Source organism: Arthrobacter sp. MOO21 (genome assembly GCF_057369995.2).
Genome location: NZ_CM170671.2, coordinates 3,703,222 through 3,727,161 on the forward strand (window position 1 = coordinate 3,703,222; position 23,940 = coordinate 3,727,161).

A 23,940-nucleotide genomic window follows, 5' to 3' on the forward strand; every position below is an offset into this window, starting at 1 on the left:
CATGAGCTTCACCCATCTTCACGTTTCCACTGCCTTCAGCGCCCACTATGGGGTCTCCTGGCCGGAGGAGCTGGCAGCAGCAGCGGCCGCTGACGGTGCCACGGCGCTAGCCTGCACCGACCGCGACGGACTCTACGGCACCATCAAGCACCTCAAGGCATGCATGGCCGCGGGCATCGACCCCATTGTGGGGGTGGACCTTGCGGTCTTTGACGACGACGGCGACCACCGCACCCAAGTGGCAGGCCGGGTGGTGGTGCTGGCCCGCGGGCACAACAACGGCGCGGGGTACCGGGCCCTCTGCAGGCTGGTGTCCGATGCCCATGCCAGGACCTCTGGAAAAGCCGGGGGAGCGGTGCCGGCAGCAGTCACCCGCGCCGAACTGGCATCCCGCACCCTTGACCCCCACACCCTCAAGCCGGTGCTGGCTGTCCTGCTGGGACCTGATTCCGACGTCGGCCGTGCCATGGGAGGCCGGAGGTACCTGCGGCCCAGGACCCTGTTCAAGCAATGGCTGGACGCCATGCCACGCGGGACCATAGTGGCCGAAATCGTCTCGCAGCTCAGCGCACCGGGATCACCCTTCAGCACTTCCCATGCAGTCCGCATGCTGAGGCTCGCCGAGGAACACCATGTGCCGGCGATCCTCACCAACGCCGTGAGGTACTGTGCGGCTGACGGCGCGCCCACTGCCGACGTCCTGGACTCGGCAAGGACCCTGAAGTCCCTGCCGGAACTGGCAGTGGAGCCCCTCCTGCAGCCAACCGGCCAGGGGTGGCTGAAGACCGCGGACCAGATGCTGGGCCTTGGCAGGGAGATCATTTCCGCAGCCGGCTATGGCGCGGCAGACCTCAAGCAGCTGATGGCCCAAACCGAGGCGCTCGCCGATCTCTGCCGGATCGATCCCATCACGGACATGGGATGGAAACAGCCGGTGGTGCCCGAGGCTTCAGTCATAGGCATCAGCCAGGACCCGCACGTTGAACTGGTCCAGCGCTGCCATGCAGGAATCGGCAAACGGTTCCCGGGAATCACCGGCGCGGGCGAAACCGCCATGCTGTCCCGGCTGGACCACGAGCTGGGCATCATCAGCAACCTGGGCTTCTCCTCCTACTTCCTTACCGTGGCGGAGGTGTCGCGGATGATCCAGGACATGGGGGTCCGGGCAGCGGCACGGGGATCCGGGGCCTCCAGCCTGGTCAATTACCTCATGGAGGTCAGCCATGTGAACCCCCTGCAGCACGACCTCATCTTCGAACGCTTCCTCTCCAATGACCGCGCAACGCTTCCCGACATCGACATCGATGTCGAAAGTGCAGAACGACACAATGTCTACCACCGGATCTTTGAACGCTTCGGCTCCGAACGGGTCACCCTCATGAGCATGCAGAACGGGTACCGGGCCAGGGGAGCGGTGCGCGACGCCGGGATGGCCCTGGGCATGGACGACGGCGAGGTGGGGGAGATTGCCAAACAGTTGTGGCGCTTCTCCGCACGAAAGTTCCGGGAAGCGCTGCAGGAAAAACCCGAGCTGCGGGAGTTCGCCGGCCGTGTGGAGCAGCGCGACGCCGAAGGGAACCAGCAACTGGATCTTTTGGTGGACCTGACCGAGCGCCTGGACCGCCTGCCGCGCCATATCTCCATGCATCCCTGCGGCGTGATCCTGGGTGACGCCACCCTGCTGGACCGCACCCCGGTCCAGCCCAGCGGCCTGGGCCTGCCCATGAGCCAGTTCGATAAGCACGACATGGATCCCATGGGCATGCTTAAGCTCGATGTCCTGGGTGTCCGGATGCAAAGCGCCATGGCCTTTGCCGTCCGGGAAATTATTCGGATCCATCCCGGCAAGAAGGAGGTGGTCGAGGCCGGCGGCCACCAGCCCGGTCCCGACGGTTCCGGCCCGGACTATATTGCAGCCGACGGGAGGATCGACCTCAACGCCGTCCCCCTCGACGACGAAGCAACCTACGAACTGATCAGGAGCACGCATACCCTCGGCTGCTTCCAGATCGAATCCCCCGGGCAACGTGAACTCATCGGCAAGATGGCTCCCCGGGAATTTAACGACCTCATCATCGATATCTCGCTGTTCCGTCCCGGGCCCATGAAGTCCGACATGGTGCGTCCCTTCCTGGAACACCGTCATGGCTTCGCCCCGGAGGTGTACCCCCACCCGGACCTTAAGCCTGTCCTGCAGGAAACCCACGGGGTGACGGTCTTCCACGAACAGATCCTGAAGACCTTCGACATCATGACGGGATGCGGACTGGCGAAAGCCGACGAGTTCCGCAGGGCGTTGAGCAGCGAAACAGGTGAAGCGCACGTAGAGGCATTCTTCAGGCGTGAAGCGAAAGCCAAGGGGTACCCGCCCGACGTCGTGGACAAAGTGTGGGGGACCTTGAAGTCCTTCGCCAGTTTCGGCTTCTGTAAAGCCCACGGTGCTGCTTTCGCAGTCCCCACCTACCAGTCGGCCTGGCTTAAGGCCCACCATCCCGAGGCCTTCCTCGCCGGCCTGTGGGAGCACGACCCCGGGATGTACCCCAAGCGGCTGCTGGTCTCGGAAGCCCGCAGGTTGAAGATCCCCATCCTTCCGCTGGACATCAACCTCAGCAAAGCCGAATACCGGGTGGAACGCGTGCTGTCCGGTCCGGACGCCTGGCAAGCTGGGGATCCGGCTCAGCCTCAACGGCATCTATGGCCTGTCCGCCGCGGAGTTGAAGAGGATTGTGGCCGGACAGCCCTATGACTCCCTGGCAGACCTCCGGGAACGCTCCAGGCTCAGCAAGCCCAGCATACGGCGCCTGGCACAGCTCGGTGCCTTTGATTCCCTGCACCGAAATGCAGGTGGCCCCGCAAACCGTGCCGACCTCGTGCAGCACCTGCAAAAGCTGCAGTCTTCAAGCAGCACCCGGAAAGGCAGGGAAGTCCTGGAGGGCCAACTGTCCCTGCCCCTGGGCGATGTCGAACTGCGGAACATCAAGCCGGGGCTGCCGGCACCCACCCTGGTGGACAATGTCCGGGCCGAACTCGACCTGATGGCAGTCGATGTCAGCACCCACCTGATGGACAGCCACCGCCCCCTGCTGGACAGGCTCGGCGTCACCACTGCCGACAAACTCCTAAGCCTGCGCAATGGCACCGAAGTTCTGGTGGCGGGGGTGCGTGTGGCCACCCAGACACCTCCGATGCGCGGAGGCAGGAGGGTGGTGTTCATCAGCATCGACGACGGCACAGGGTGCGTCGATTCCGTCTTCTTCCATGAGGCCCAGGAAAGTGCCGGTCCGCTCCTGTTCGGAACCCGCCTCCTGCTGATCCGCGGGACCACCCGAAGGACCGGTCCGCGCGGCATCAGCCTCAGCGCGAGCATGGCATGGGACCTCAGCAGGACCGAAACCCTGCCGTTCCCTGATGCCGTCCCCACGCCTGCCCCTGATGGTCCGCATCCCCTGGACGGGATCAGCAGGACCCTGGCCATTACCGGTTTCAACGGCTGAGCCGCCCGTGTGCCGCGTTGGTCGGCCTTTGGGTGAACCGATAGCATTGACGATGGCTGGCTGTGGTCCCCGTATGCCACAAGCTATGAAGCCTCAACTTTGAATAGGAGACACCCGTGTCAGATGCCCAGCAGATCACCCTCGTCGTCGATGGCGAAGAGACCAAGGTGACTACCGGGACAACCGGTGCGGAACTCTTCTTTGAGCGCCGCGACGTCGTCGTAGCCCGCGTCAACGGTGAACTGAAGGACCTGGACCAGGAACTGCCCGAAGGCGCCGAGGTGGAAGGCGTCACCATCGATTCCCCGGACGGACTGAACGTCCTGCGCCACTCCACGGCCCACGTCATGGCCCAGGCCGTGCAGCAGCTGCGCCCCGACGCCAAGCTGGGCATCGGCCCTTACATCACCGACGGCTTCTACTTCGATTTCGACGTCGCCGAGCCCTTCACCCCCGAGGACCTCAAGACCCTCGAAAAGATGATGCAGAAGATCATCAACCAGAACCAGAAGTTCGTTCGCCGCGTGGTCAGCGAGGACGAGGCCCGCGAGGCCATGAAGAACGAGCCCTACAAGCTCGAACTGCTGGGCAGGAAGAACGACGCCGCCGAAGCCGGCGAGGGCGTCAACGTCGAGGTCGGCGCCGGCGACATCACCATTTACGACAACGTCGAGCGCAAGGAAGGCACCACCGTCTGGTGCGACCTCTGCCGCGGCCCCCACCTGCCCAACACCAAGCTGATCTCCAACGCGTTCGCCCTGACGCGCTCGTCGTCGGCCTATTGGCTGGGCAACCAGAAGAACCAGCAGCTGCAGCGCATCTACGGCATCGCCTGGCCCACCAAGGAGGCCCTGAAGGCCTACCAGGAACGCATTGCCGAGGCCGAGCGCCGCGACCACCGCAAGCTTGGCTCCGAGCTGGACCTGTTCTCCTTCCCCGACGAACTGGGCTCCGGCCTCCCCGTCTTCCACCCCAAGGGCGGCATCATCCGCAAGGAAATGGAAGACTACTCCCGGCAGCGCCACGTTGAAGCCGGCTATGAGTTCGTCTACACACCGCACATCACCAAGGGCCACCTGTACGAGGTCTCGGGACACCTGGACTGGTACAAGGAGGGCATGTTCCCCGCGATGCACGTGGACGCCGAACTCAACGAGGACGGCACAGTCCGCAAGCCCGGCCAGGACTACTACCTGAAGCCGATGAACTGCCCCATGCACAACCTCATCTTCCGTTCCCGCGGCCGGTCCTACCGCGAACTGCCCCTGCGCCTGTTCGAGTTCGGGTCCGTCTACCGCTACGAGAAGTCCGGCGTAGTGCACGGCCTGACCCGCGTGCGGGGCATGACACAGGACGACGCCCACATCTACTGCACCCGCGAGCAGATGAAGGATGAGCTCACCAAAACCCTCACCTTCGTCCTGGACCTGCTCAAGGACTACGGCCTGAACGACTTCTACCTGGAACTGTCCACCAAGGACCCGGAAAAGTACGTCGGCGAGGACGCGGCCTGGGAGGAAGCCACCAGGACACTGGCCGAGGTGGCCCAGGAGTCCGGGCTGGAGCTGGTGCCGGACCCGGGCGGAGCCGCCTTCTACGGACCCAAAATCTCCGTCCAGGCCAAGGATGCGCTTGGACGTACCTGGCAGATGTCCACCATCCAGCTGGACTTCAACCTGCCTGAGCGCTTCGAACTGGAATTCCAGGCCGCGGACGGCTCACGCCAGCGTCCCGTCATGATCCACCGCGCCCTCTTCGGGTCCGTGGAGCGGTTCATGGGCGTCCTCACCGAGCACTACGCCGGCGCCTTCCCTGCGTGGCTGGCACCGGTCCAGGTGGTGGGCATCCCCGTGGCGGAGGCCTTCAATGAGTACATGTTCGACGTCGTCGACCAGCTGAAGGCGGCCGGCATCCGTGCCGAGGTGGACACCTCCTCGGACAGGTTCCCCAAGAAGATCCGCACCGCCAGCAAGGACAAGATCCCGTTCGTGCTGATTGCCGGCGGTGACGATGCCGAGGCGGGTGCCGTTTCGTTCCGGTTCCGCGACGGCAGCCAGGACAACGGCGTGCCGGTGTCCGAAGCCGTCAAGCGGATCACCGAGGCCGTCCGGAACCGGACCAGCTAGCGGAACGGAAGCAGACAGTGCAGGAGAACACAGGCGCGGGGTATCCAGGGGATGCCGGCGTTACCGACGACTTCGCCCTCGCCGGTGTCCCGGACGCCTTCCAGCGCCTGTGGACTCCGCACCGCATGGCCTATATCAAGGGCGGACAGCACCAGTTCAAGAACGAAGACGACTGTCCGTTCTGCGTAGGTCCCGCCCGCAGCGACGAGGAAGCGCTCATCGTCTACCGCGGGAAAACCTGCTACGTGGTGCTGAACCTCTTCCCGTACAATCCGGGGCACCTGCTGGTCTGCCCGTACCGGCATGTTCCGGACTATACGGACCTCACACTGGAGGAAACCGCCGAATTTGCCGACCTTACCCAGACTGCGATGCGGGTCCTGCGGAAGGTTTCGAACCCTGGCGGGTTCAACCTGGGCATGAACCAGGGCGTGGTGGGCGGTGCCGGGATTGCAGGGCACCTGCACCAGCACATCGTTCCGCGGTGGGGCGGCGACGGGAACTTCTTTCCCATCATCGCCCAGACCAAGGCCATTACCCAGACCCTTGACGAGGTCCGCCAGCAGGTGGCCGACGCCTGGCCCGGGGAGTCGGATGCTGAATAGGCATGCCCGCGGCTTCTTCACCGCGTTGTTCACCCCGCTGGCCCGGTGGCTTCTCCGAATGGGCGTTTCCCCCGACGCGGTAACCATCCTGGGTACCGCGGGCGTGGCAGCGGGCGCGCTTGTGTTCTACCCGCTGGGCCAACTCTTCTGGGGCACCGTCTTCATCACGGCCTTCATTTTCTCCGACGTCCTGGACGGCATCATGGCCAGGATGCAGGACGTGAAAAGTCCGTGGGGCAACTTCCTGGACTCCACCCTGGACCGGATCGCGGACGGTGCACTCTTTGCCGGGCTGGCCATCTGGTTCTTCACCGGCGGGGCCAACAGCACCATCGCCGTCGCGGCGCTGCTCTGCCTCGTGCTGGGCATGGTGGTTTCGTACGCCCGTGCCAAGGCCGAGTCGCTAGGCTTCAGCGCCAACGTGGGTATCGCAGAACGTGCAGAACGGCTGGTATCGGTGCTGGTGGTCACCGGCCTGACCGGGCTTGGACTGCCTCCGGCAGTTCTGCTGGTGACGCTGGTGCTGCTGGCCCTGGCCAGTTTTGTTACCGTGGTGCAGCGCATGGTTTCCGTGCGGCGGCAGTCGCTGCAGGCCCCTTCGCCCGCCGATTAAGCATGATTAAGCCGGCCGGGCGCCGGGGGACTAGTATATAAGTGCCCGGTCAAGGGACCCGGCAACCCGTGCGTGCACCTCCGGCAGTTGCCGCCGCATGCCCGGCGAAGATCATCTGTCTACCCATAGGGGTTTTTGTGTCTACACCTGATGTAAGCAACGAGGCCGGTTCGTCCGCGAACAGCGTCACGGGCAGCAGCCGCGTGAAGCGTGGCATGGCTGAGATGCTCAAGGGCGGCGTCATCATGGACGTCGTCAACGTCGAGCAGGCCCGCATCGCCGAAGACGCCGGTGCCGTGGCCGTCATGGCACTGGAGCGTGTTCCTGCCGATATCCGCGCCCAGGGCGGCGTGTCCCGCATGTCCGATCCCGACATGATCGACCAGATCATCGACGCCGTGTCCATCCCGGTCATGGCCAAGGCCCGCATCGGCCACTTCGTCGAGGCCCAGGTCCTGCAGTCCCTCGGCGTCGACTACATCGACGAGTCCGAGGTCCTGACCCCGGCCGACTACGTCAACCACATCGACAAGTGGAACTTCAAGGTCCCCTTCGTCTGTGGCGCCACCAACCTCGGTGAGGCCCTGCGCCGCATCAACGAGGGCGCGGCCATGATCCGGTCCAAGGGCGAGGCCGGCACCGGCGACGTCTCCAACGCCACGGGACACATGCGCCAGATCCGCGCCGAGATCGCCAAGCTCTCCGCGCTGCCCGAGGACGAGCTCTACGTCGCGGCCAAGGAACTGCAGGCCCCGTACGAACTGGTCAAGGAAGTTGCCGCCGCCGGCAAGCTCCCGGTGGTCCTGTTCACCGCCGGCGGCATCGCCACGCCCGCTGACGCCGCGATGATGATGCAGCTCGGCGCCGACGGCGTGTTCGTCGGCTCCGGCATCTTCAAGTCCGGCAACCCCGCCCAGCGCGCCGCCGCCGTCGTGAAGGCCACCACCTTCTACGACGACCCCGACGTCATCGCCAAGGCCTCCCGCGGCCTGGGCGAAGCCATGGTGGGCATCAACGTCGACGAGATCCCCCAGCCGCACCGCCTGGCCGAGCGCGGCTGGTAACTTCCGCCCTCCGTAGGGCGCCGAACGGCGCGATCCTCTGCGTGCTATTCCCCGCGCCCCGTTGGCGGCTTTGTCACTGGCCGGGGCGCGGGGCCCCTTTTACGCACGCTGCCGGACCGCACCGTTCGTCGCCCTGCTTGGCTTGTCACGACGCCGGTTCCTCACCTCTCTCGGTGGGGGACCGGCGTCGTCCGTTTCTTTTTCTTTTCTCATCGAATGCTCCGTAACTGCCCTTTTGGAGGCGGCGGATTCATATGGTCGTTGCAACGAAGCCGTTGAAGGGGTGTTGCGATGCCGGCGGGGTACGTTTTTGGGGATGCGGTCAGGGACGGGTTCTTTGCGCTTTTGCGGCAAGGGGCCTCGATCAGTGAGGCGTGCCGCGTGTCGGGCCTGTGGTCCTCTACGGTGCGACATTGGGTCCGGAGGATGGGCCCTGTGGAGATGTCGAGAGGCAAACGTGGAGGACCGGTAGGGGCGCCGTTTCCGGACGGCGCCCCTGGCTCGGGCAGGTTGAGCCTGTCGGAACGGGCGGTGATCATGGTCCGCCTGCGCGATGGCTGGTCCTACGCGGCGATCGGCAGGGAACTGGGCCGGGACCGATCGGTGATCTGGCGCGAGGCCAGGCGGAACTGCTGCGAGGACGGCACATACCAGTCCGACGTCGCGCAGTTGAAGGCCGGGCAGAATGCCCGCCGGCCCAAGGAGCGTAAACTCGCCCATAAGCCGCTGGCCCGGTTCGTGGAGTCCGCCATGGACGAGGGCTGGTCCCCGCAGCTGTGCTCGCTGGTTCTGGCCCGTGCTTTCCCGGACGATGAGAGGATGCAGATCAGCCACGAGACGATCTATCAGGCCATTTACGTCCAGGGCCGTGGACATGTCCGCCAGGACCTGTACCGGCAGTTGAGCACCGGCCGGGCCAAACGGGTCAGCGACGGACGCGGCCGGGGCCGGAACAACAGCCCGTTCAAGGACGCGCTGAAAATCTCCGAACGCCCGGCCGAAGCCGCGGACCGGGCCGTACCCGGACACTGGGAATGCGACTTGATCCTTGGTTCGGTCGCCAGCAACTCAGCGATCGGAACCTGTGTTGAACGCTCGACCCGGTACACCATGCTGCTGCACCTGCCCAACGGCCACAGCGCAGACGAGGTCGCCAGAGCCATGATCACCGCGTTTGCGGAACTGCCGGCGGACCTGCGCAAAACCCTGACCTACGACCGCGGCATCGAGATGGCCCGCTACGCCCAAATCCAGATAGTGATCGACGCGGACGTCTACTTCTGCGACCCCCACTCGCCCTGGCAACGAGGTACCAACGAGAACACCAACAGACTCCTACGGCACTGGTTCGCAAAAAGCACGGACCTGTCCGTCCACACGGCAAAGGACCTCAAACGGGTTCAGGACAGCCTCAACAACCGGCCACGCCCCACCCTCGGCCTCGCAACCCCCAAGCAGAAATTCAACGAACTCCTCCTCGCCGCAGCAGCCTAACCGTTGCAACCACCACTTGACTTTCCAGGCTCAAAACGGCGTCTACGGAGCCCTCGATGGGGGCTAGTCGAGGCCGCGGCGCTTTAGCAGCGGGCCCAGCTCCGCGTCGCGGCCCCTCAGGGTCCTGAAGGACTCCAGGGGGTCCCTGCTGTTGCCGCGGGACAGCAGTTCCTTCCGGAACCGTTTGCCGTTGGCGCGGGTGAAGCCGCCATTCTCCTTGAACCAGTCCACGGTTTCGGCGTCCAGCACCTCGCTCCAGATGTAGGAGTAGTAGCCGGCAGCGTATCCGGCACCCGCGAAGATGTGCTGGAAGTACCCGGTCCGGTACCGGGGCGGGATGAGGGGGTGGGCTATCCCTGCAGCGGCGAGGGCCTTGGCTTCGAAGGCGAGCGCGTCGTCCGGTACCCCGTCCGGTTCCAGCGTGTGCCACGCGAGATCCAGCAGGGCTGCGCCCAGGTATTCCGTCGTGGCGAAGCCTTCGCCCCAAAGCCGCGACTCCTCAAGCCGGTCGATGATGTCCCGGGGCAGCAGCTCCTCGGTGGCGTGGTGGCGCGCGTAGTTGGCGAGCATTTCCGGCCACATGATCCACATTTCGTTCACCTGCGACGGGTACTCGACGAAGTCCCGGGGGACCGCCGTTCCCGAGAACCGCGGATAGGTCACGCTGGACAACAGCCCGTGCAGGGCATGCCCGAACTCGTGGAACAACGTCCGCAGCTCGTCCAGGGTGAGGAGGGTCGGTTCACCGGGGGCCGGCTTGGAGATGTTGAGGGTATTGATCACGACGGGCCGGGTGCCCAGCAGCTCCGACTGGTCGACCAGCGAGTTCATCCAGGCACCGCCCCGCTTCGATTCACGGGCGTAGTAGTCGCCGAGGAACAGTCCCAGCCCGGTCCCGTCCCCGTCGCGGACCTCCCAGATCCGCACGTCGGGATGGTATGCCTGCAGGTCTGGCCGCTGGTGGAAGGTAATGCCGTACAGGGAAGTGGCTGCAAAGAAGACTCCGTCGGTGATCACCCGGTCCAGCTCGAAGTAGGGACGCAGGGCCTGCTCGTCGACGTCGTACTTCTCCCGGCGCACTTTCGCCGAGTAGTAGGCCCAGTCCCAGGGCTCCAGGCGGTGGCCGGCGACTTCTGCCAGCGCGGCAGCTTCGGCGTCCGCGTTGCGCATCGCTGCCGGCGCCATCCGGTTCAGCATGGCCTGGACCGCTTCGAAGTCCGGCACCGTCTGGCGGTCAACGACGAGCCCGGCGTAGTTGGCGAAACCCAGCAACTGGGCCTTCTCCGCCCGCAGTGCGGCCATGGTCCTTGCCAGGTCCAGGACGTCGAGGCTGCCTCCATCGCTGCCCCTGGCCACCGATGCTTCAAACAGGCGACGGCGGACGTCCCGGTTTTCGAGCGCGGCCAGGGCAGGCTGGTTGCCGGGCTGGACCAGAGTGAGCAGGAACTGGCCGTCATGTCCGGCGGCGCGGGCGGCCTCCGCGGCGCCGGCGATGTCGTCGGCTGTCAGCCCGGCCAGTTCAGCGGCGTCCCCGACCAGCAGTGCCGCGGACTTCATGCCCTCCTTGACCCGCTGGCCGAACTCGGTGCCAAGCCGGGCCAGTTCTGCGTTGATGGCACGCAGCCGCTCCTGGCCGGCCGCGTCGAGCTGGATGCCGGACTGGCGGAACTCCTTAAGGTAGTCCTCCACCAGCCGGACGGATTCCGGGTCGCAGGCGGCGGTGTCAATGGCGGAGAACCGCTCGTACAGGGCGTAGTTCAGGTAGATCCCGTCCTGGTGGGCAGAGAAAACCGGCGACAGTTCCGTTTCGAGGTCACGGATTTCCTGGGACGCATCGGCGGAGACCAGGGTGAAGAACGCCGCCGATGCCCGGTTCAAAAGCTGTCCCGAGCGTTCCATGGCCAGGGCCGTGTTCTCGAAAGTGGCTGCCTCCGGACTGTCCGTGATGGCCCGGATCTCGTCCAGGTGTGCGGACAGTCCGGCTTCTATGGCTTCCCGGTAGTCGCCGGGTTTGAGGGCAGTGAACGGTGGCAGACCATAGGGCAGCGGACTGCCCGCAAGGAGGGGGTTCGTCATGGGGTAAATCTTTCACGGCAGGCCACGCTTCTCAATTGCCGCAAATATCACCACGGTCCAGGCAGCATCCCTACAATTGCCGCTATGGGGACCATTTCGGGCAGGCTTTTCAGGCGCGGCCGGGCGGCGGTCCTGGGCCTGGCGTGTGCCGCGGGCCTTGCTTCCGGCGCCGCGTTGGCAGGCTGCGGCCTCGTCGCGGAACAAGGGGCAGCGTCGTCACGGCCGGACTCCAGCACGTATGCAGTACACGATGCCACCGCGGCCGGCGCCACTGGATCCCCGGCACCCTTGCCTTCCCCCACGCCCACGCCCACTCCCACCCCGACTCCGGGGAAGGGACCGGCCTGTCCAACCCTCCGGTGCACCACCGTCATGGTCACCGGGGACATGCTGGTCCATGCCCAGCTGTGGGAGCAGGCGCAGCAGGATGCAGTCGCGGCGGGAAAGCCCGGCCTTGACTTCCTTCCCCTCCTCGAAGGGCAGCGCCGCTACCTCAACAACAGCGATCTCGCTATCTGCCACCAGGAAACGCCGGTGGCGGGACCGGACGGCCCCTTCTCCGCCTACCCTTCCTTTAACGTGCCGCCCCAGATCATCACAGCCGCCAAGGAGGTGGGCTACCAGGCGTGCACAACCGCCAGCAACCACACCATCGACCGCGGTACGGACGGCCTGCTGCGCACCCTGGACCGGATGGACGCCGTCGGACTGAAACACACCGGCTCCTACCGCACGGAAAGCGAATCCCAGTCCGTCCTGCTCCTGCAGACACCGGCCGCCAAGGTCGCCGTCATTGAAGGAACCTATGGACTCAACGGCCTGACCCCGGACCACCCCTGGCAAGTGGACATGCTGGACCCGGCTGCCATGATCGCCAAAGCCGCAAAGGCACGGAGCCTGGGGGCGGACATCGTCCTGGGGGTCATGCACGCAGGCGACGAATATTCCAGTGCCCCCAACGGCCAGCAGCAGGACGTGGCCCACGCCCTGGTGGACAGCGGCCAGTTCAACCTGGTCTATGGCCACCACACCCATTCCGTGCAGCCCATCGAGAAGTACAAGGACGCCTGGATCGTGTACGGCCTGGGCAACGGCGTCACCGAACTGTCGCCCTGGTACGTCGTCAACAACGAAGGCCTCCTGGTCCGCGTCCAGTTCAGCCAGGACGCCACCGGCAGATGGGCCGCGAGCGATCTGGCCTGGGCGCCCTCTGTCATCGTCCGTGGTCCCTACAGATGGTGTTCCGTCGCCTCGGACACGCCGCAGGGGCCCTGTGCAGGCGCCGAAGCAGACGCTGCAACCCGCCAGCGCACCGCGGGTGTTGTGGAGTCCATGGGGGCCGCCGCGGCCGGCGCCCACGAACTCCTGATCACGAAGGAGCCTTGAACCATGGACATTTCGCGGGCCGGTTCCCGGCCGAGGACAGCCCTGCTGGGCGTGCCCGTCCGATGGATGGGGCCGGGCGCCATCGCGTTCCTCTTTGCGCTGTACGGCGTGTTCTGGTTCCTGGAGCGCCCGGCAGGGGAGCCGCTCCTGGGGCACGTGGGGCAGCTCTTCGGCGGTGAATCGGTCCTGTTATTCTCGATCGCCCTGGTCCTGATCAGCACCCTCCCGCACGTGGAACCACTGTTCGGCGGCATCGACCACGCGGCCATCTGGCACCGGAGGGCTGCAATCACGGCCACGGTGCTGCTGCTGCCGCATATCGAACTTGCGGCCAACCCGGCGGCAACGAGTGCCGGAAAGACGCTCGCCGTGATCGCGGCGAGCGGCCTGGCCGCCCTGGTGGTGTGGGCCATCCTGCCCCGCTGGCGGACCATGCTTCCCGCGCCCGTCCGCCGCCTGGTGCTTGCGGCACTTCAAGCCCGTCCCCTGCAATTGGCGGCACGGCTGCTGGGCGGCTATGAGCGGTGGCGCGGCTTCCACCGCCTGACCGGCCTCTTCGTTGCGGCCGGGTTCGTGCACGGCCTGCTGGATGCCAGTTCCTTCGCCGCCGTGCCCGGGCTGCGCTGGAGCTACGTCGCGATCGGTGGCACCGGGCTGGCGTTCTATGCCTACCGGGAACTCCTCGCGCGGCATTTCCTGCCCCACCATGACTATCAGGTGGCAGGAGTGCGTCCGTTGGCGGCGGACCTTGTCGAGGTCACCCTCCGGCCCCTGGGCAAGCCGCTGAAATTCAAGCCGGGCCAATTCGCCATGGTTTACCTGGAGACGGCGGATGGCTGGCAGCGGCACCCCTTCTCCATGTCGGGGGCCGCCCACGGCGACACCATCGGGATCACGGTCAAGGCGCTGGGTGACCACACCACGAAGCTTCCCGACGTCGTCCAGACGGGAATGCCGGCCGTCGTCGGCGGACCCTACGGGCGGTTTGACCGGCACGGCGGTACGGCAGACCAGGTCTGGATCGCGGCCGGCGTGGGAATCACGCCGTTCCTCAGCTGGCTGCGGTCACTGGACGGGGAAGTGCAGGAAAACATCGACTTCTTCGTCACATCCGCCGGACCTTCGCCTTTCGCCGAAGAGATTGCCGCCGTCGCCGGAACGCAGCCCCGGCTGAAGGTGCATCTGGTGGACACGGAGGTCGACGGCCGGCTGACACCGGAGCGGATACTGGCCGCGGTGGGCACTGATCCGCGCCGGCTGTCGGTGTTCATGGGCGGCCCCGATGCCATGCTGCGGCAGTTCCGGAAGGATTTCCGGGCCGCCGGCGTCCGCCGTGCCAATATCCACCGCGAATACTTCCAATGGCGCTGAGCGTTTAGCTGGCTGGCAGTTCTTTGGCCGGACCCGCGCGGATGAAGCAGCTCTTAGCGCGGGCGCCTGGCAGCGTGTTCGCGCGCCAGGACGGCGAAGGAGTCGTCGGGGGTGCCGGGGGTAAAGCTGCCAAACCTGCGCTCGGCCGCGGTCCGGATCAGGAAGTCCGCAATGGCCGGGTTCTTGGGCAGCAGCGAGCCGTGCAGGTAGCTGGCCACGATGTTCCGGTAGCGGGCACCCTCATGGCCGTCGTTGCTGTTGTTGCCGGTCCCCTTGGCAGTGGTCCCCAGCGGTCGCACGCCGCTGCCCAGGGTGGTCTGCCCGCTGTGGTTCTCGTAGCCAAGAACTTCGCCGAACTCGGAGGTGGCCACCTTGACGTTGCCGATCAGGCGCTCGTCGCCGCCATGGGTTTCCACATCCAAAACCCCGATCCCCGGGATGACTGCGCCGGTGCGGGTCTTGAAGAAACGGCCGAAGAGCTGGTACAGCCCGCAGATGAGCAGCATTGGGGTGCCGTTCTCGGCGAGATCCGTCAGGACGCCGGCCCGTGCCTGCAGGTCGTCCTGGATCACCAATTGACCGCTGTCCTGGCCGCCGCCGCCGACAATGATGTCCACGTTGTCCGGGAACGGGTCGCCCACGTTGTACTCGAGCAGTTCCGGCGTATAGCCGTGCCAGGCGATCCTTCGCTGCAGGACCAGGGCGTTGCCCCAGTCGCCGTAGATGTTCATGTCGCGCGGATACAGCTGCACCACGCGGAGGGTGCCCTTGGACTGCTCAGCCGCAGCGGCTTCTGCCGGGTTCACGAGACAACCTCCACGGTGGTGATCTTGGACAGTTCGCGGCGGATGGCCAGCATGGCGGTGTAGGTGCAGAAGATCCGCTTCGGCTTGCCTTGGCCCTCCCGGATGAAAGCCGCCAAGGCTGGTGCGATCTCCGGCTCCACGGCGCCGACCCGCACGTCGTCGTACTGCAGCCGCAGCGCCATGTCATAAGCCCGTGAGCCGGTCAGCACGTCAACGCCGCCGTCGCGCAGGGAATCGAATTCCACGTCCCAGAGCCAGGACATGTCCCGGCCGTCGGCGTAGTTGTCGTTGATGGCAATCATGGTGGCGTAGCCGGCGGCGGGGAAGGACTTCAGGCCCAGGCGGAAGCCGCTGGGGTTCTTCACCAGTACCAGGTCCAGCGGCTGGCCCTCCACCGTGAGGCTCTCACCGCGCCCGAACGCCGGCGCCACCTGCGACAGGGCCTGGAGCAGGGTCTCGTGGTCGGCGGTGGCGGCGCCTGCGCCGCAAATGCTCCGCGCCAGTGTCAGCGCAGCCGCGGCGTTGAAGATGTTGTACACGCCGCGCAGCTTCATCGGGGTGGTGACCGTGCCGCCGTCGTACTCAAACTCGGCGCTGTCCGCGCCCACTTTGCGGAGCACGACGTCGGCCCGCGGCTTTTCCGGCAGGTTCGCCGGGGCGGGGCTGCCGGGAGCGGCACGCAGGTCGTCGTCGTTGGGGAAGGTGCCGAGCAAGGACTCGTCGAGGCCGAAGTACTTGACCTCCTGGCCGGTGAGGGTGTCGGCGATCCTGGCCACCCGCGGGTCCTCGCGGTTCAGGACCACCGTGCCGGTGGTCTTGGCGGCGATATGCTGCAGCAGCTGTGCGGTCTTGTCGATCTCACCAAACCGGTCCAGCTGGTCGCGGAGGACGTTCAGGAGCAGGCAGTACCGTGGCGGGACACTGTTGACGAAGTGCACGGCGTGGGCTTCATCAAGTTCCAGGACTGCGACGTCCGCATCAAGTTTTCCGCGCCAGTCCACCTCGCCGAGGAGGGCCGCGGCCACACCCCTGGTGAAGTTGCTGCCGGTGCGGTTGGTGAAGACCTTCAGGCCCTGGCTCTCCAGCAGCTCCACCACCATTTTCGTCGTGGTGGTCTTGCCGTTTGTGCCGCTCACTACGGCCACGCCGTGGGGGAGCGTGGTGAGGGTGCGCCGCATGAAGCCGGGGTCGATTTTTTCAACCACCAGCCCGGGCAGGGCGGATCCGCCACCCCGGAGCCGGGACACCCGGCGGACCAGCTTGCCGAGCGGAACACTGAAGAAGACCATGTTTTGAATATATCCCAGCAACGGCATGCAACCCCTGCCGGGCCGTGGCAGGCGGACCCGGGGCGGCGATGCCGCACGTATGCTGGATAGATGACGAACTCCCCTTCAGCTGCTCCTGCACGCCCGGGCTCAGGCCTGCGGATCGGCGTCCTGGCACTCCAGGGCGATTTCCGCGAACACCTCCGGGCGGCGGAGGCCACGGGTGCCCAGGCCGTGGGAGTGCGGCGGCCCGCGGAGCTGGACGCAATCGACGGGCTCATCATTCCCGGCGGCGAATCCACGGCCATCGACAAGCTGGCCCGCGCCTTCGACCTCGCCGATCCGCTGCGCAAGCGCATCCATGAGGGCCTGCCGGTTTTCGGCTCCTGCGCGGGCATGATCCTGCTCGCGCAGGACATTGCAGATCCGGCGACGGACCTGTCGGGCGCCCCGCAGCAGACCTTCGGCGGGCTGGACATCACCGTGCGCCGCAACGCCTTTGGCCGCCAGCGCGAGTCCTTCGAAACGGACCTGGATTTCAAGGGACTTGAGTTCAGCGCCACGGAATCGGGTGTCGCGCCGGTCCACGCCGTCTTCATCCGCGGCCCGTGGGTTGAGCGGGTGGGGCCGGGCGTGGAGGTCCTCGCGCAGGTGGAGCCGGCTGATCCCGAACACGCGTCCCACGCTGTCCCGCTGCCCGGGGCGGCTAGAATTGTCGCAGTGCGTTCGGGCCAGCTGCTGGCCACCTCCTTCCATCCGGAAGTGACCGGCGAGAAACGCGTACACGAACTTTTTATCCGAATGATCAGAGGAGAAGCGTAAAGCATGTCAGGCCACTCCAAATGGGCGACGACCAAGCACAAGAAAGCCGTCATTGACGCCAGGCGTGCAAAGTCGTTCGCCAAGCTGATCAAGAACATCGAAGTTGCCGCCCGGATGGGCGGACCGGACCTCGCAGGCAACCCCGGCCTGGAACTGGCGGTGACCAAGGCCAAGAAGACCTCGGTCCCCAACGACAACATCGACCGAGCCATCAAGCGCGGCGCCGGCCTCACCGGTGAAGTGATCGACTACACCGAGATCATGTACGAGGCCCGCGGCCCCCAGGGCTCTGCCCTGCTGATCGAGTGCCTCACGGACAACAAGAACCGGGCAGCATCCGAAGTGCGCCTGGCCATCTCCCGCAACGGCGGCACCATCGCGGATCCGGGTTCCGTCAGCTACCTCTTCACCCGCAAGGGCGTGGTGAACCTGCCCAAGAACGGCCTGGGCGAGGACGACGTCCTGATGGCCGTCCTGGACGCGGGCGCCGAGGAAGTCAAGGACAACGGCGAAACCTTCGAGATCCACTCGGAGCCTGGCGACCTGCCGGCCATCCGGGAAGCGCTCAAGGAAGCCGGCATCGAATACGACACCGACGAGGTGGAATTCGTCCCGTCCATGCAGGTGGAGCTTGACGTCGAGGGTGCCCGCAAGTTCATGAAGCTCGCCGATGCACTGGAAGAGCTCGACGACGTCCAGAACGTCTACAGCAACGCCGACTTCAGCGACGAGGTCCAGGCAGCCCTGGAATCCGAGTGATGTCCGGCCTTGCCTGCTGAACCGGCCTTCGGGCCCATGCCCCGGGCTCGTACCGGAGCGGGAAACCTGTGACGCTCCGTGTCCTGGGGGTTGACCCCGGCCTGACCCGGTGCGGTATTGGCGTGGTGGACGTTGAACGGAACCGGCGGGCCACCATGGTGGCGGTCGGCGTGGTGGGCACGTCGCCGGACGAAACCCTGGACCGGCGGCTGCTGGTCATCGCCACCGCCATCGACGAATGGCTGGACCGCTTCGAACCCGAGGTGCTCGCCGTCGAGCGCGTTTTCTCGCAGCTGAACGTCAGCACCGTGATGGGCGTGGCCCAGGCGTCCGGCGTAGTGATCGCCGCGGCGGCCCGCCGCGGAATTCCGGTGGCGCTGCACACACCGTCGGAGGTTAAGGCCGCGGTCACCGGGAGCGGTTCGTCCAACAAGGACGCAGTGACCAAGCTGGTCACCAAGATCCTCCGGCTGGATGCCCCGCCCCGTCCCGCCGACGCGGCGGACGCGCTTGCCCTGGCCATCACGCATGCCTGGCGTGCGGGCAGCGGAGCAGCCGTCGCCACCACCGGGCCGGGCAGTTCATCCCTGACGCCTGCCCAGCGCGCGTGGGCCGAGGCAGAGGCCAAGGCGCGCCGCGCGCGCTGAATGCCCCTGTCGGTTGCTAGGGTGTTCGTAGATATGTTCGGATAGCCGGGCCCTCCATGGGGCCGGCGGTACATCGGGAGCCCGGCCTTGATCAGTTTCCTTCGCGGAACCGTAGCCCACGTTGGCCTGTCCACGGCCGTCATCGACCTGAACGGCGCGGGCATGAGCGTTTACGCCACCCCGCAGACCCTCAGCCGGCTGCGGATCGGCGAAGAGGGCAAGGTCTTCACCTCCCTGATTGTCCGGGAGGACTCACTGACGCTGTTCGGTTTCGCGGACGACGACGAGCGTGAGGTTTTCGAGGTCCTGCTGAGTGTGAGCGGGGTTGGGCCGCGCCTGGCGCTTGCCGTGCTGGCCGTCCACGATCCCGAAGCGATCCGCGTGGCGGCCCACACCGGCGACAGCAAGACCTTCACCAAGGTGCCCGGAATCGGTCCCAAGGTGGCCGGCCGGATTGTGCTGGAACTGGCAGGAAAGCTCGTCCCGCACGGCACCGCTGCCGCTGCGGCTGCCTCGACGTCCGCGGAGACGGCCTGGAAGCCCCAGGTGGTGGCCGCGATGACGAGCCTGGGCTGGTCCGAGAAGGACGCCTCGTCCAGCATCGACAAGGCCCTGGCGGACGAACCCGAGGTGTCCTTCCGCGGCAACGTTCCCGAGATCCTGCGGACCACGCTCCGGTGGCTCGGCCAGGATGGTGCCCGTGCGGGCAACCGCGTAGGCAGCCGTGGCTGAACCGTCACTGGTGACCGCGGGGGAGGAGCCGGAGGAGCGCGCCATCGAGGCCGCCCTCCGCCCCAAGAACCTGGACGACTTTGTCGGACAGCACCGGGTGCGCAAGCAGCTGTCGCTGGTCCTGCAGGCGTCGAAAATGCGCGGGCGCACCGCGGACCACGTGCTGTTTTCCGGCCCGCCCGGCCTGGGCAAGACCACCCTTGCCATGATCGTGGCCGCGGAGATGAACGCGCCGCTGCGGCTCAGCAGCGGACCGGCCATCCAGCACGCCGGCGACCTCGCCGCCATCCTCTCCTCCCTGTCCGAGGGCGAAGTCCTGTTCCTCGACGAAATCCACCGCATGTCCCGGCCCGCCGAAGAAATGCTGTACATGGCCATGGAGGACTTCCGGGTCGACATCGTGGTGGGCAAAGGGGCGGGGGCCACAGCCATTCCGCTGGAGCTTCCCCCTTTCACCCTGGTGGGCGCCACGACGCGGGCAGGCCTGCTGCCCGGCCCGCTGCGCGACCGGTTCGGCTTCACCGGGCACCTGGAGTTCTACTCCGTCCCGGAGCTCGAACTGGTCCTGCGGCGATCCGCCGGCCTGCTGGACCTGAAAGTGAATTCGGCCGGGTTCGCCGAGATCGCCGGGCGTTCCCGGGGCACGCCCCGTATCGCGAACCGCCTCCTGCGCCGCGTGCGGGACTGGGCGCTGGTACACGGAGTGGAGCAGATCGATGCCCGGTCGGCCTCGGCAGCATTGGACATGTATGAGGTGGACAAGAAGGGCCTCGACCGCTTGGACCGGGCAGTCCTGGACGCCCTCATCACCAAGTTCGGCGGCGGTCCGGTCGGGCTGTCCACCCTGGCGATTGCCGTCGGCGAAGAGACCGAAACGGTGGAAACGGTGGCGGAACCCTTCCTGGTCCGGGAGGGGCTGCTGGGCCGCACCCCGCGCGGCCGCATCGCTTTGGCGCCCGCATGGACGCACCTGGGGTACGCAATCCCTGCCGGAGTCTTCGCGCAGGAGCAGCTGGACCTTTTCGACCCCGGGGAAGAGGCCGCTGAAGGAGCGGGCCAGGCCCCGCGAAGCCAATAACAGGCTCCCTTCAGCTTTTCCCTTTAGACTGGTATGACGCTCGGCACGTTCGGGTCTTTGTTTCGCGGGTGGCCCTGCCGTTTCCGCTGCTGGGGAAGGCAGGCTCCTGCCTGCGTGCCTGTCCCGCCCCGGCCGAAACGAAGCCGGCGCCGCCGGAAAAATCAGCCAGGCACGTAAAGGAATGGAATTCCCCTTGGATCTAATGTCAATTCTCCTGTTCGTCATGCTGGGCGTGTTCATGTTCATGATGTTCCGCCGCAACAAGAAGACGCAGCAGCAGCAGGCGGAGCTCCAGTCGAAGTTCGGTCCCGGCGTGGAGGTCATGACCAGCTTCGGCCTGTTCGGCCGGATCGTGGACATCGACGAAGCCGAGAACAAGGTCACCCTTGAGCTTTCCCCCGGCAACACCGCCACCGTCCACCGCCAGGCCGTCACCAAGATCGTCGAGTCCGCGGCAGAGCCTGCGGCAGCCGCACCGGCCGTCCCCGATGACGCCTCTTCTCTCACCGCGCCGGAAAGCGGAAGCACCGCCACCGGAATCGAGACTCCCGAGGAAACCCTGAAGCGCCTCAACGACGAGGGCAAAAAGGACAGCTAGGCCCGCTGCCCCCCTTTTACCCTCTACCGCTGTGGAAAACCGCCGGCGCGGGCTGCAACCCGCACCGGCGGTTTCTCCGCGACTAAGAGAAAGATCGACAATGGCACGAACTGGCCGCAAGAAACCAGGGCTGCGCGTCCTGGTCTGGCTTGGTGTACTACTGGCAGCGCTGACGGCCGTCCTGGCCGGGGGCACAATTGCCGGACAGGCCAGCTGGGCACCCAAACTGGCACTTGACCTCGAGGGCGGGACCCAGATGATCCTGGCCCCGAAGGTCGAGGGCGGGTCGAACATCAACGAGGAACAGCTCAACCAGGCAGTGGCGATCATCCGCCAGCGCGTGGACGGCTCCGGCGTCGCCGAAGCCGAAATCAGCACCCAGTCCGGGCGCAACGTGGTGGTCAGCCTTCCCGGTACGCCTTCTGCGCAGACCCGTGACCTGATCCAGGCATCCGCCGACATGAACTTCCGACCCGTCCTGCTGAACGGCGACGGCGCAGCGGTGCCGGCCGAATCCCGGGTACCCGAGGACCAGCTGCCCAAACCGACGGCCGAACCGGCAAACAGCAGTGACACCAACTGGATCACCGCGGACGTCTACAAGCAGTTCGAGGCCCTTGACTGCAACAGCGCCGACGCCGAGAAACCAGAGCGTTCAGACCCCACCAAGCCACTGGTCACCTGCGAGCCCGCCACCGCCAAGACGCCGGCGATCAAGTACATCCTGGGTCCGGTGGAGGTGAAGGGCAGCAACATCGTCACGTCCTCTTTCCAGCTGCAGCAGGGTGCGCAGGGCGCGGTCACCAATGACTGGGCCGTCAACATCCAGTTCGACGCCGAAGGTACAGCCAAGTTCAAAGAGGTCACCGAGCGGCTGCACCAGTTCTACGTGGCTGCCGGCGGCGAGTCCGGCACCGACCCCAAGTCGCAGTTCGCCATCGTGCTGGACGACCAGGTCATTTCCGCTCCGCGTTCCCTGGCCGTCATCACCGACGGACGTCCGCAGATCACCGGCGGATTCACCGAGCAGACGGCGAAGGCCCTGTCGGACCAGTTGCGCTTCGGCGCCCTTCCCATCAGCTTCGACATCCAAAGCGAGCAGCAGATCTCAGCCACCCTCGGTGGCGAACAGCTGCGCATGGGCCTGTTGGCAGGCCTGATCGGCCTCCTGCTCGTGGTGGTCTACTCCCTGTTCCAGTACCGCGCCCTGGGCTTCGTCACCATCGCGTCGCTTGTCGTGGCAGGAGCCCTGACGTACCTGGCCATCGCCATCCTCGGCTGGACGGAAAACTACCGGCTGTCCCTGGCCGGTGTCGCAGGCATCATCGTCGCGATCGGCCAGACCGCGGACTCGTTCATCGTCTACTTCGAGCGCATCCGCGATGAACTCCGTGAGGGGCGCGGGCTCGTGTCCGCCGTCGAGAACGGTTGGAAGCGTGCCAAGCGCACGGTCCTGGCATCCAAGGCCGTCAACCTGCTCGCCGCCCTGGTCCTGTACTTCGTGGCTGTCGGCAACGTCCGCGGATTCGCCTTCACCCTCGGCCTGACCGCAATCGCCGACCTCATCGTCGTGTTCATGTTCACGCACCCCACGCTGCAGCTCCTGGCACGCACCAAGTTCTTCGGGGAAGGCCACAAGTTCTCGGGCCTCGACCCGGAGCGCCTGGGCGCTGTCCCGCTGTACCGTGGCGCCGGCCGCGTCCGGACGCCTGAGGACCGGCCGGTGGCAGTCCGCGCGAAGAACACCGGAGCGGCGGCAGAAGCCGAGCGCCGGATGACCATCGCCGAACGGCGGCTGGCGGAGAAACAGGAACAGCTCGCAGGCTCTTCGAAAACCTCTGCGAAGGAGAACAAGTAATGTCAGGCTTCGCGAGCTTCGGCAACGAGCTCTACACCGGAAAGCGCTCCTACGATTTCGTGGGTGCCAAGAAGATCTGGTTCATCATCGCCGCGGTAGCGGTGGCCCTGTCCATCCTCCTGCCCATTGCCAAGGGTGGTTTCAACCTCGGCATCGAGTTCCGCGGCGGGTCCGAATTCACGGTCTCAAACGTCAAGACCACCGATCCCACGGTGGGGGAGCACGCCGTCACTGACGTCGTGGAAGGCAGCGTTCCCCGTGTGGCGAACGTCGCCGGGAACACCATGCGGATCCAGACCGACAAGCTCACGGACGACGAGACGCTCCGGATCAAGCAGGGCCTCACCAGCGCCTATGGGGTGACGGACAACGAGGTGACTTCCACGTTCGTCGGTCCCACCTGGGGAGCCGACGTGACCAAGCAGGCACTGATCGGCCTGGTGGTGTTCGTGCTCCTGGCAGCCTTGCTGATGGCCCTGTACTTCCGCACCTGGAAGATGTCCCTGTCGGCGATTGCCGGCATGGCGGTCACGATGTTCATCACCGCGGGGGTCTATGCCCTCAGTGACTTTGAGGTGACACCCTCGGCCATCATCGGCTTCCTGACCGTCCTGAGCTACTCGCTGTATGACACCGTGGTGGTGTTCGACAAGATCCGGGAAAACACCTCCGGGATTGACGCCTCCACCCGCCGCACCTTCGGTGAAGAGGTCAACCTTGCGGTAAACCAGACGCTGGTCCGCTCCATCAACACCATGATGGTGGCCATCCTTCCGGTTGGCGCCATCCTCTTCATCGGTGCCGGCCTGCTGGGCGCCGGTACGCTGCGCGACCTGTCCCTGGCCCTGTTCGTGGGCATCCTCATCGGTACCGCGGCGACGATCTTCGTCGCCGCCCCGATGTACGCCTGGCTGCGGCAGAACGAACCGGAGCTGGTCAAGCAGGCCAGGCGCGTGCAGCAGCGCCGCGCAGGCAGCACGGAACGCGGGGCTCCCGCGGCGCCGGCGAAGGCCTGATCCGGGCCGGTGCAGCAGCACCGGCAGTATTGTTCCGGGAGGGGCCGGCCCACGCAGATCCTGCGCGGGCCGGTCCCTCGTCGCATTTGAGCCGGTTACAAAAGTCGCAGCCGTGGGGAATAGACTG

General features: G+C 66.0%; 18 protein-coding genes and 1 pseudogene. 16 read left to right on the top strand and 3 right to left on the bottom strand.

What is annotated here, in order from left to right; all coding sequences use genetic code 11:
- Window position 1: 1 nt before the first annotated feature.
- The 6 genes and pseudogenes from AC2JAJ_RS17285 (at window position 2) to AC2JAJ_RS17310 (ending at window position 9,396) form a co-directional block, all read left to right on the top strand.
- Window positions 2-3,494, top strand: a pseudogene (locus AC2JAJ_RS17285) (DNA polymerase III subunit alpha).
- Between the two features lie 116 nt (window positions 3,495-3,610).
- On the top strand, window positions 3,611-5,620 hold the full coding sequence (thrS, locus tag AC2JAJ_RS17290) for a threonine--tRNA ligase (protein WP_486415053.1): 2,010 nt from the start codon (window positions 3,611-3,613) through the stop codon (window positions 5,618-5,620).
- A 17-nt stretch (window positions 5,621-5,637) separates the two neighbouring features.
- Window positions 5,638-6,225 (top strand): HIT family protein, encoded by a 588-nt coding sequence (locus AC2JAJ_RS17295; protein WP_454485290.1) that lies wholly within the window; start codon window positions 5,638-5,640, stop codon window positions 6,223-6,225.
- Entirely contained in the window at window positions 6,215-6,838 is a 624-nt protein-coding gene (gene pgsA / locus AC2JAJ_RS17300) for a phosphatidylinositol phosphate synthase (RefSeq protein WP_486415052.1), read from the top strand. The genes AC2JAJ_RS17295 and pgsA overlap by 11 nt, the downstream gene beginning before the upstream one ends.
- A gap of 137 nt (window positions 6,839-6,975) precedes the next feature.
- A complete protein-coding gene (gene pdxS / locus AC2JAJ_RS17305; RefSeq protein WP_473697119.1) occupies window positions 6,976-7,902 on the top strand; it encodes a pyridoxal 5'-phosphate synthase lyase subunit PdxS in 927 nt (308 codons plus the stop codon).
- 291 nt (window positions 7,903-8,193) lie between these two features.
- A complete protein-coding gene (locus AC2JAJ_RS17310; RefSeq protein ID WP_486415051.1) occupies window positions 8,194-9,396 on the top strand; it encodes an IS30-like element ISAcl1 family transposase in 1,203 nt (400 codons plus the stop codon).
- A 63-nt stretch (window positions 9,397-9,459) separates the two neighbouring features.
- Here the strand turns inward: AC2JAJ_RS17310 and AC2JAJ_RS17315 are convergent, their stop codons facing one another.
- A complete protein-coding gene (locus AC2JAJ_RS17315; RefSeq protein ID WP_486415050.1) occupies window positions 9,460-11,472 on the bottom strand; it encodes a M3 family metallopeptidase in 2,013 nt (670 codons plus the stop codon).
- An 84-nt stretch (window positions 11,473-11,556) separates the two neighbouring features.
- Here AC2JAJ_RS17315 and AC2JAJ_RS17320 point away from each other — a divergent pair, with 84 nt between their 5' ends.
- Window positions 11,557-12,858, top strand: coding sequence for a CapA family protein (locus AC2JAJ_RS17320; protein WP_486415049.1), 1,302 nt, complete (start codon window positions 11,557-11,559; stop codon window positions 12,856-12,858).
- A 3-nt stretch (window positions 12,859-12,861) separates the two neighbouring features.
- Entirely contained in the window at window positions 12,862-14,229 is a 1,368-nt protein-coding gene (locus AC2JAJ_RS17325; RefSeq protein WP_486415048.1) for a ferredoxin reductase family protein, read from the top strand.
- A 53-nt stretch (window positions 14,230-14,282) separates the two neighbouring features.
- Here AC2JAJ_RS17325 and AC2JAJ_RS17330 read toward each other — a convergent pair whose 3' ends face one another.
- On the bottom strand, window positions 14,283-15,035 hold the full coding sequence (locus AC2JAJ_RS17330) for a type 1 glutamine amidotransferase (protein ID WP_486416775.1): 753 nt from the start codon (window positions 15,033-15,035) through the stop codon (window positions 14,283-14,285).
- Window positions 15,032-16,324 (bottom strand): MurT ligase domain-containing protein, encoded by a 1,293-nt coding sequence (locus AC2JAJ_RS17335; protein ID WP_501053221.1) that lies wholly within the window; start codon window positions 16,322-16,324, stop codon window positions 15,032-15,034. The genes AC2JAJ_RS17330 and AC2JAJ_RS17335 overlap by 4 nt, the downstream gene beginning before the upstream one ends.
- A 90-nt stretch (window positions 16,325-16,414) precedes the next feature.
- Here AC2JAJ_RS17335 and pdxT point away from each other — a divergent pair, with 90 nt between their 5' ends.
- The 8 genes from pdxT to secF all read left to right on the top strand — a co-directional run bounded on the left by pdxT (window position 16,415) and on the right by secF (window position 23,813).
- A complete protein-coding gene (gene pdxT / locus AC2JAJ_RS17340; protein WP_486415047.1) occupies window positions 16,415-17,125 on the top strand; it encodes a pyridoxal 5'-phosphate synthase glutaminase subunit PdxT in 711 nt (236 codons plus the stop codon).
- A gap of 3 nt (window positions 17,126-17,128) precedes the next feature.
- A complete protein-coding gene (locus tag AC2JAJ_RS17345; protein WP_473697126.1) occupies window positions 17,129-17,884 on the top strand; it encodes a YebC/PmpR family DNA-binding transcriptional regulator in 756 nt (251 codons plus the stop codon).
- Window positions 17,885-17,952: 68 nt separating this feature from the next.
- Complete coding sequence (ruvC, locus tag AC2JAJ_RS17350; RefSeq protein WP_221384820.1) at window positions 17,953-18,531, top strand: crossover junction endodeoxyribonuclease RuvC; 579 nt, start codon at window positions 17,953-17,955, stop codon at window positions 18,529-18,531.
- A gap of 87 nt (window positions 18,532-18,618) precedes the next feature.
- Window positions 18,619-19,263 carry a Holliday junction branch migration protein RuvA gene (ruvA, locus tag AC2JAJ_RS17355; RefSeq protein ID WP_486415046.1) on the top strand — a complete coding sequence of 215 codons (645 nt, stop codon included), beginning with the start codon at window positions 18,619-18,621 and terminating at the stop codon, window positions 19,261-19,263.
- Complete coding sequence (gene ruvB / locus AC2JAJ_RS17360) at window positions 19,256-20,341, top strand: Holliday junction branch migration DNA helicase RuvB (RefSeq protein WP_221384825.1); 1,086 nt, start codon at window positions 19,256-19,258, stop codon at window positions 20,339-20,341. The genes ruvA and ruvB overlap by 8 nt, the downstream gene beginning before the upstream one ends.
- Window positions 20,342-20,543: 202 nt before the next feature.
- Window positions 20,544-20,939, top strand: coding sequence for a preprotein translocase subunit YajC (gene yajC / locus AC2JAJ_RS17365; RefSeq protein ID WP_486415045.1), 396 nt, complete (start codon window positions 20,544-20,546; stop codon window positions 20,937-20,939).
- 100 nt (window positions 20,940-21,039) lie between these two features.
- Complete coding sequence (secD, locus tag AC2JAJ_RS17370) at window positions 21,040-22,797, top strand: protein translocase subunit SecD (RefSeq protein WP_486415044.1); 1,758 nt, start codon at window positions 21,040-21,042, stop codon at window positions 22,795-22,797.
- Window positions 22,797-23,813, top strand: a complete 1,017-nt coding sequence (gene secF / locus AC2JAJ_RS17375; protein ID WP_486415043.1) for a protein translocase subunit SecF — start codon at window positions 22,797-22,799, stop codon at window positions 23,811-23,813. The genes secD and secF overlap by 1 nt, the downstream gene beginning before the upstream one ends.
- The last annotated feature ends 127 nt before the right edge of the window (window positions 23,814-23,940 follow it).

Excerpts from the sequence above, each read along its gene's own strand:
- pgsA (WP_486415052.1), top strand. The coding sequence starts at position 6,215 with ATGCTGAATAGGCATGCCCGCGGCTTCTTCACCGCGTTGTTCACCCCG.
- AC2JAJ_RS17310 (WP_486415051.1), top strand. The coding sequence starts at position 8,194 with ATGCCGGCGGGGTACGTTTTTGGGGATGCGGTCAGGGACGGGTTCTTT.
- AC2JAJ_RS17315 (WP_486415050.1), bottom strand. The coding sequence starts at position 11,472 with ATGACGAACCCCCTCCTTGCGGGCAGTCCGCTGCCCTATGGTCTGCCA.
- AC2JAJ_RS17320 (WP_486415049.1), top strand. The coding sequence starts at position 11,557 with ATGGGGACCATTTCGGGCAGGCTTTTCAGGCGCGGCCGGGCGGCGGTC.
- AC2JAJ_RS17325 (WP_486415048.1), top strand. The coding sequence starts at position 12,862 with ATGGACATTTCGCGGGCCGGTTCCCGGCCGAGGACAGCCCTGCTGGGC.
- AC2JAJ_RS17335 (WP_501053221.1), bottom strand. The coding sequence starts at position 16,324 with ATGGTCTTCTTCAGTGTTCCGCTCGGCAAGCTGGTCCGCCGGGTGTCC.
- pdxT (WP_486415047.1), top strand. The coding sequence starts at position 16,415 with ATGACGAACTCCCCTTCAGCTGCTCCTGCACGCCCGGGCTCAGGCCTG.
- AC2JAJ_RS17345 (WP_473697126.1), top strand. The coding sequence starts at position 17,129 with ATGTCAGGCCACTCCAAATGGGCGACGACCAAGCACAAGAAAGCCGTC.
- yajC (WP_486415045.1), top strand. The coding sequence starts at position 20,544 with ATGTCAATTCTCCTGTTCGTCATGCTGGGCGTGTTCATGTTCATGATG.
- secD (WP_486415044.1), top strand. The coding sequence starts at position 21,040 with ATGGCACGAACTGGCCGCAAGAAACCAGGGCTGCGCGTCCTGGTCTGG.
- secF (WP_486415043.1), top strand. The coding sequence starts at position 22,797 with ATGTCAGGCTTCGCGAGCTTCGGCAACGAGCTCTACACCGGAAAGCGC.